The organism is Dactylosporangium aurantiacum (assembly GCF_000716715.1).
Classification (GTDB): domain Bacteria; phylum Actinomycetota; class Actinomycetes; order Mycobacteriales; family Micromonosporaceae; genus Dactylosporangium; species Dactylosporangium aurantiacum.
The window spans coordinates 170,444-178,001 of sequence record NZ_JNYJ01000010.1; the positions used below are offsets into that span (position 1 = coordinate 170,444).

Consider the following 7,558-nt stretch of genomic DNA (forward strand, 5'->3'; position numbering starts at 1 on the left):
CGGCGTCGATCCGGGTGCGCCGGGCACGGCACAGCTCACCCGCCCCCGTCCACCGCCGACTCTGCGCGCCGCGGCCCGGCCGGGCACGTATCCCGGACGAATCCGGACGGCGGTGTGGGCGGCACCGGCGTCGATGGCATACGTTGGCTGGCGAGCGACCACCGATCCGCCGGAAAGCGTGCATGCCCTCCACCCCAGCGTTCTCGGCGCCGCCCGACCCCGGGCGCGCGGGCACCCTCGACGACCTGGCCGGCTGCCTGCGCGCACTCAAGGTGTGGGCCGGCGACGTGTCGTACGAGACGATCACCGCTCGCGTCAACGCGGCCTGGACGGCGGCGGGCCGGCCGCCCGGCGAGCTGACCCGCCGCACCACGGTCGCCGACTGCTTCCGCCCCGGCCGGCGCCGGCTCAACCCGGACCTGGTGGCGGCGGTCGCGGCGGCGCTGCACCCCGACCCCGGCTACGCCACGCAGTGGCAGCAGGCGCTGCGGGTCGTCGGCGGCGAGACGGCCGCGGCCGCGCAGGTCCGGGTGCAGGACCGCCTGCCGCAGCCCTTCGCGGAGTTCACCGGCCGTGCCGGGGTGCTGCACCGGCTGCGCGCCGCGGTCCGGCGGCGGCCCGGCACGTTCGCGATCGTGGGCATGGCCGGGGTCGGCAAGACGCTGCTCGCCGTGCAGGCCGGCCACCTGCTCAGCCAGGACCAGCCCTTCGACCGGGTCCTGTTCGTCAACCTGCGCGGCTTCCACCCCGACCCGGCGCAGCCGCCCGCGGACCCGGCCGCCGTGCTGGACGGGTTCCTGCGCCTGCTCGGCGTCCCCGGCCACCGCGTCCCGCACGACCTGCCCGGCCGTGGCGACGCCCTGCGGGAACGCCTCACCGGGCTGCGCAGCCTGATCGTGCTGGACAACGCCGCCGACGCGGAGCAGGCCCGGCCCCTGGTCCCGGCCGTCGACGGATGCGTCACGCTGGTGACCAGCCGGCGGGCGCTGCACGGCCTGCCGGCCGTGACGGACGTGCCGGTCGACGTGTTCACCCCGCAGGAGGCGGTGCACTTCCTGACCGCCGCCGCGCCCGGCGTGCCGGCCGGCCGCGACCCCGACGCCACCGCCCGGGTCGCCGCCCGCTGCGGGCACCTGCCGCTCGCGCTCGGCCTCGTCGGCGGGCACATCCGGGCCAAGCCGGGGTGGACGATGACCGACCACGCCGAGCGGCTCGACGAGCGGCACCGCGACCGCCGGCTCGACAGCGGCGTCGAGCTGGCCCTCGCCCTGTCGTACCAGGACCTGCCGGCGGACCGGCAGCGGCTGCTGCGCCTGGTCGCCCTGCACCCCGGCCAGGACTTCGACGTCGCCGCGGCGGCCGCGCTGGCCGGCGACGGTGACCTCGCGTCGCCGGCCGGCGACGATCTCAGTGCGGCGGCGCTGGCCGGCGACGGCGATCTCGCGGCGGCCGGTGTTGGGGGCGCGGCGGGGGCCGGCGACCGGCTGGAAGCGGCCGGTCGCGGGCTGCGGGAGCTGCGCCGGGACCACCTGCTGCAGGAGACGACGCCAGGGCGGTACACGCTGCACGACCTGGTGCGCGTCTACGCCGCCGGGCGGGCCGGTGACGAGGACGCCCCGCCCGCCCGCCGGGCGGCCCTGACCAGGCTCTTCGACCACTACCTCGGCGCCGCGGCGGCCGCGATGGACGTGCTCGCGCCGGCCGAGGCGCACCTCCGCCCGCGGGTCGCGGCACCGGCCGACCCGCCCGGCGGCGTCGACGCGGCCCGCGCGTGGCTGGACACGGAGCGGTCCAACCTCGTCGCCGTCGCCGGGCACACCGCCGTCCACGGCTGGCACCGACACACCACGGCGCTGTCCGCGACGCTCGCCGGGTACCTCAACGGCGGCCACCACGGCGACGCGCTGAGCGTCCACGGCCAGGCGCACCGGGCCGCCTGCCACGCCGGGGACGTGCCCGGGCAGGCCGCGGCGCTCACCGCCCTCGGCGCGACCCGGCTGCGGCTCGGCGACGACGGCCCGGCCGCCCGGCACCTGCGGGAGGCGCTGCAGCTGTACCGCCGGGCCGGTGACCGCGCCGGGCAGGCCCGCGCCTCGGCCGCGCTCGGCGACGTCGAGCAGCGCCTCGGCCGGTACCGCCAGGCCGCGTACTGGCACCGGCAGGCGCTGCGGCTGTACCGGCTGACCGGCGACCCCACCGGCGAGGCGCACGCGCTGACGAAGCTCGGCATCGTCGAGGAACGCCTCGGCCGCTACCGTGCCGCGGCCGGCCGGCACGAGCAGGCCCTCGCGCTGTTCCTGGCGGCGGGGGACCGCACCGGCGAGGCGGCCGCACGGTGCAACCTCGGCGACGTCACCGCCAGGCTCGGCGACCCCGACCGGGCCGCCGCGCACCTGCGCCGCGCCCTCGACCTGTACCGCGAGGCCGGCAACCGCGACGGCGAGGCGTGGACCCTGGACAACCTCGGCACCGCCGCCACCCTGCGCGGCGCTCCGGCGCAGGCCCTGGAGCTGCACCGGCGGGCGCTGGTCATCCACCGCGCGACCGGTGAACGCTACGGCGAGGCGAAGGCCCTCAACGGCCTCGGCGAGGCGGCCCGGTCCACCGGCGACCCGGCCGCGGCGCTGGCCCACCACACGGCGGCGCGCGCGGTCGCGGCCGCGACGGGCGACCGGCACCAGCGCGCCGACGCGGAGACCGGGATCGGCCTGGCCCTGCCCGGCGGCGGCCTGCCACACCTGCGGACGGCGCTCACACTGTACGAGGACCTCGGCGTACCCGACGCGGACCGGCTCCGGGCACTGCTGGCGGCCCACGACGACGCCTGAGACCCGCGACGCCTCAGCCGGGACGCTCACAGCAGCCGAGCGCGACCTCGAACGCGAAACTCTTGGCACAGGCCCGGGTGACGACCAGACCAGCCGGCTGCCGGGTCGACCAGGCGCCAGGTCAACGGCGTGTCAGACCATCAGCGGCGGAAGCCCATCGCCGCCGCCGTACCGTCGGCCACGCCAGCGACCAGAGCACCCGCAACGCCAGGACCCGCAAGATCCACGGCACCACTCGGGCACCAGCGGCAGCGGCGAACCGCCCCGCAGCACGACCGACCGCGCGACGAGCGCCCTCGCCGTACGGCCCGACCTTGAAGCGGCGCGAGAACGGCACCGGCTACGCGTTCAGCCGAGCGTCTCGATCAGCCGGAACCGCTGGGTGACGACGGGGGTGTCGTCGTCGAAGTCGGGCACGAATCCGAGGTACTCGGCCACGAAGTCGCTGCGGAAGAAGTCCTCATGGGCGGACCGCCAGTCGGCGGCGTCGCGGTAGCCGCGGCCTTCGGCGTGGGCGTACGCGTCGTCGACCGCCCCGATCGGCTCGGTGGCGACGCGGGTCAGTTCGATGATCGCGACCGGTCTTCCCTCCGAGTCGATGACGCTGTAGCGCTCGCCGGCTGCGGGCAGCGGCTCGCCCTCCTTCTCGTAGATGGCGGGCAGTCCGGTCATCGCCGTCTTGGTGCCGGCGAGGATCGCGCTGACGCCTGCGTCGCGCAGCGGGCCGGGCTCGGCCAGCTCGAGGATCTTCATGCCGCGCCGTTGAAGCGCAGCCAGTGCCCCTCGGAGATGACCTCGACGACGCCGTCGACGGCCTTGATGGCGGTCTGGTCGTCGATCGCGTAGGCAGGGACGCCGATCTCGGCAGCCCATTTCTCCGCGGCGGCCATGCTGTTCTCGGGGCAGCCGGGCACATCGAGGTGCGGGAAGATCGAGAAGCCGACGATGCCGAGCGCGGTGTCGCCGCCGGTCGGGTTCCAGCCGACGAAGTCGTCGCCGATGCGCGGGGTCAGCACCATGCTGCCGGCGCTGAAGCCCACGTAGACCTTGTCGCCGAGCGTGGGCAGCAGTGCGAGCAGGCCGGACTCGCGCATCCAATGGGCCAGGTAGAGCGCGTCGCCGCCGTTGACCAGCAGCACGTCCGCCTCGCGCACCCAATTGACCCACGTGTCCCGGTCGATGCTCGGCAGCGCGGTCAGCTCGAGCACGCCGACGGACTTCCAGCCCAGCTCGGTCATCGGATTGTCGCCGCGGCCGCTGATGAAGCGCCACGCCCCGGCGGGCTTTGCCCACGGGTGGCCGTACGACGCGGTCGGGATGGCGAGCGCGACACACTCCTCGATCGGCTTGCCGAGCAGGTCGAGCAGGGCCGCGTGGATGCTCGGGTTCTTGACGCCGGAGTCGGTGAGCAGGAACTTCATCGTGCCCCTCAGTAGCGGTCGTTGATGTGGCCGAACGGGTCGCCCCTCTCGTGGCCGTGCGTCCGGTCCGGCGTCACGTGGAGCAGAGTTGCTCGGTCGTCGGTCTCGCCGCGCCCTCAACTGATTGCAGTTCGAAAGTGGTTGCGGTCACGCTAGCACGACCGGTTGCGAAGTACAATCAGCGCGTGGGAGCGCACAGATCGGGATGCCCGATCAACCTGGCGGTCGAGGTGCTCGGCGATCGGTGGTCGCTGGTGGTGCTGCGCGACGTGATGTTCGGCAACCGGCACTACTTTCGTGAGCTGCTGACCGGCTCCGAGGAGGGCATCGCCTCGAACATCCTCGCCGACCGGCTGCGGCGCCTGGTCACCCACGGCCTGCTGTGGCGGACGGACGACGAGACTCACCGCCAGAAGATCCGCTACAGCCTCACCGAGCCGGGCGTGCAGCTCGTCCCGGTGATGGCCGCGCTCGGCTCGTGGGGCCGGTCGCACCTGCCGGCCAGTCACGAGCTCTCCGTGCGCGCCGAGCTGCTCGAGCAGGGCGGCCCCGAATTGTGGAACCGCTTCATGGACGAGCTACGCGAGCAGCACCTGGGCATCCCGCGCCCACCGGGCACGCCGTCTGTCTTCGCCGAGCTGCGGGCGGCTTACGAAGCCGCGGTCGCGGGCACCACTCTCGAAAGGACGTCCTAAGGCTGCGGGAATAGCGTCCGCTGCGGTCGGGGACGGATTTTGCAGGTTGGAGTCGTATCGCCGGGGGAACGCCGAGACCGACCGACGTTGCTGCGAGGTGCCCATCGGCGTCGGCCGGGGACGCCATTCGGCCAGGCGTTCCGCGCTTTCCTGGTGGAGGGGCCGCGATCGGCGCCGATTCGGGCCCGGGCCCGGTGTAGCGGTGGCCTTGCTGTGCATCCTCGCGCGCGGCATGCGTTTCCGGCGGCCGCCGCTGCGAGACGGCTTACCGATGGGACGGTTCGTAGCTGTGTAACGGCTGGCGGACTCCTTATGGCGCCCGTCGCGTCATGAGCGGAAACCGGAACAGCAACGGAAAGCATCATGCGGGGACAGTGCGAACGGGAGCGACTCTGCAATCCAGCGCGGCCGGCTCAATCCCAGCAGCCAGCACTTCGGACAAGCCACTTCCCGGACCCGCCGGAACCCACTCTAGAACACCACTCCTGGCCGCCTCTTGACACAGAGGGGTGCCAAAGGAGTGCGCCAAGATCGGTAGATAGCGTCACCACGCCGATCGGGCACAGCGTCTACGACCTGTGATTCCGGGCCGGCGAGGATGACCATGCAGCGATGTCGGAACATGTCGCACCACCCTCGCACTCAACGCCGGCCAAAGGGTCCATCGGGCAGGTCGAGCGGGTTGCAGCAGCCATTGCCGATCTGCTCGCCGATCCGCGGACAGCAGCGGCGGCGCAAGCGCGCAGCTGATCAAGAGTTCGCGCGGGCGGTACTGCTCATGGTCGTGGGCCGGCCTCCGGAAACCAATTGGCCCCTATTGCGGTGACATGCGACCATCCGCCGATGTCCCACAACACAAGGCAGCGTCGGCTTGACGCGATGCGCGCCTGCGACCGAATCCTTTCCGGCGTCCGGCCCACGACCATGAGGGAGCGGCTCGCGGACATGGACGCAGGTGGTGATCTGGACGATCAGCCCGACTTCTACGGCGACGGCCCGGTGACCACGCTCGAAGCACGCGTGGCAGACCTACTGGGAACCGAGGCCGCAGTCTTCTTCCCCACCGGAACGATGGCCCAGCAGGTCGCGCTGCGTTATGGCGCTGACCGCACCGGCCACCCGACGGTCGCCCTACACCCGCTCGGCCATCTGGAGGTGGACGAACGGCATGCCTACGCCCACCTGGGCGGCCTGCGCAGTACCTGGCCGACCACCGCGCCCCGCAACCCGACCGCCGAGGAGATCACCGCCCTCGCCGAACCCGTGAGCACCGTCGTCGTCGAGCTTCCGCTGCGCGGCGCCGGCTTCGTCCTCCCCTCCTGGGACGAGCTCGCCGCCGCATCCGCCGCGGCGCACGCCATCGGCGCCCGCGTACATTTCGACGGCGCCCGAATCTGGGAATCCACCCCACACCTGGCACACACCCTCAGCGAGATCGCCGATCTCGCCGACAGCACCTATGTCTCGTTCTACAAGACGATCGGCGGTATCAGTGGGGCGGCGCTCGCGGGCACCACAGAGCTCGCCTCCTACGCCCGCATCTGGCGGCACCGCTACGGCGGCGCGGTGTTCCAGCAGTGGCCAGCCGCTCTGACCGCACTCGCCGGCCTCGACAGGGAGCTGCCACGCATCCCCGAGTATGTGCGGCACGCGCGTACAGTCGCCGCGGCGCTCACCGCGCTTCCCGGCGCGCGGGTGTATCCAGCACCTCCACACACCCATCGTTTCCTCCTCTGGCTGCCCCACCCGGCGCAGGCGCTCAACGACGCTTCGCTGGCACTCGCCGAGGAGGAAAGGGTGTGGTTTGTCGCTGGATGGCAGGAAACAGCCGTGCCGGGTATGGCGATGACCGAGGTCACCGTCGCCGCACCCGCCCTCGACTGGACCGCCGAGAACATCGCCGAGGTCGGTGAGCGCTTCCTCGGCCGCGTCGTCGACCATTGACCATGACGTGCCTGCCACGGCTACGCTCGGCGAACACGTTGATCACTGCGTACGGAGAGTCACACCTGCCCTCTCAGTGGCACACGTGCCCGGCGGCATGAGCGGAAACGTGATCGAGCACGGTTGGCGGCGATTCAGGACCGGCGTCAGTGTGGACCGGGTTCGGGTTGCGGCGGCGTGTGCGTTCGGTGCACCCGGATCGCGGCACGGTGGTCACGGGCGCTGAGTTCGAGTCCGCTGTGTGGCTCGTGGAGGTCTCGGTCTGGAACAGCGGCGAGGCTGATCTCTCCGGTCAGGCGGGTGTACGTGTCGCTGGACTCGGCGAGCGTTGCGCCGTACTGCCGCAGCACCTGCAGGATCGCCAATCGCAGCGGGCGGCCGCTGCCCGGATCGACATAGAGCCGGCGGATGCCGTCGCGGTAGAGCAACAGCTGGCGGTAGTCGTCGAGCAGTGCGTCGATCTTGCCCTGTTCGGGGCAGAATAGGGCGTGATCGATCGAGTGCTGGCCGAAGACGTTGAGCTCTTCGAGCGTGCCGTGCGCACGTTCCGAGGGACGCGCGGTGCCGGCCAGCCATACCTGGAAAGTCCTGGTGCTCTCGCCTTCGTTGCTTCCCGCGGTCACGAGATCTTCGGCTGGTGCTGGGGTTATCAGCTGATTCGTCCCGACGG

Annotated in this window: 6 protein-coding genes; 3 read left to right on the forward strand and 3 right to left on the reverse strand. The window is 72.5% G+C overall.

Annotated elements, in window-relative coordinates; translation table 11 throughout:
- The first annotated feature begins 182 nt into the window (after nt 1-182).
- A complete protein-coding gene (locus OP18_RS14510) occupies nt 183-2,828 on the forward strand; it encodes a tetratricopeptide repeat protein (protein ID WP_033359365.1) in 2,646 nt (881 codons plus the stop codon).
- Nucleotides 2,829-3,176: 348 nt separating this feature from the next.
- On the opposite strand, the gene OP18_RS14515 is transcribed toward OP18_RS14510, so the two are convergent.
- The gene (locus OP18_RS14515) at nt 3,177-3,581 is read right to left on the reverse strand and encodes an ASCH domain-containing protein (RefSeq protein ID WP_033359366.1); all 405 of its coding nucleotides are present in this window, start codon (nt 3,579-3,581) and stop codon (nt 3,177-3,179) included.
- On the reverse strand, nt 3,578-4,249 hold the full coding sequence (locus tag OP18_RS14520; protein WP_033359367.1) for a Type 1 glutamine amidotransferase-like domain-containing protein: 672 nt from the start codon (nt 4,247-4,249) through the stop codon (nt 3,578-3,580). The genes OP18_RS14515 and OP18_RS14520 overlap by 4 nt, the downstream gene beginning before the upstream one ends.
- A 185-nt stretch (nt 4,250-4,434) precedes the next feature.
- Here OP18_RS14520 and OP18_RS14525 point away from each other — a divergent pair, with 185 nt between their 5' ends.
- Both OP18_RS14525 and OP18_RS14530 read left to right on the forward strand, forming a co-directional pair.
- Nucleotides 4,435-4,944 carry a winged helix-turn-helix transcriptional regulator gene (locus OP18_RS14525; RefSeq protein ID WP_033359368.1) on the forward strand — a complete coding sequence of 170 codons (510 nt, stop codon included), beginning with the start codon at nt 4,435-4,437 and terminating at the stop codon, nt 4,942-4,944.
- 843 nt (nt 4,945-5,787) lie between these two features.
- Nucleotides 5,788-6,888, forward strand: coding sequence for a threonine aldolase family protein (locus OP18_RS14530; protein ID WP_033359369.1), 1,101 nt, complete (start codon nt 5,788-5,790; stop codon nt 6,886-6,888).
- A 146-nt stretch (nt 6,889-7,034) separates the two neighbouring features.
- Here the strand turns inward: OP18_RS14530 and OP18_RS14535 are convergent.
- The coding region (locus OP18_RS14535; protein ID WP_211273546.1) for a hypothetical protein at nt 7,035-7,558 on the reverse strand (524 nt) is incomplete at its 5' end.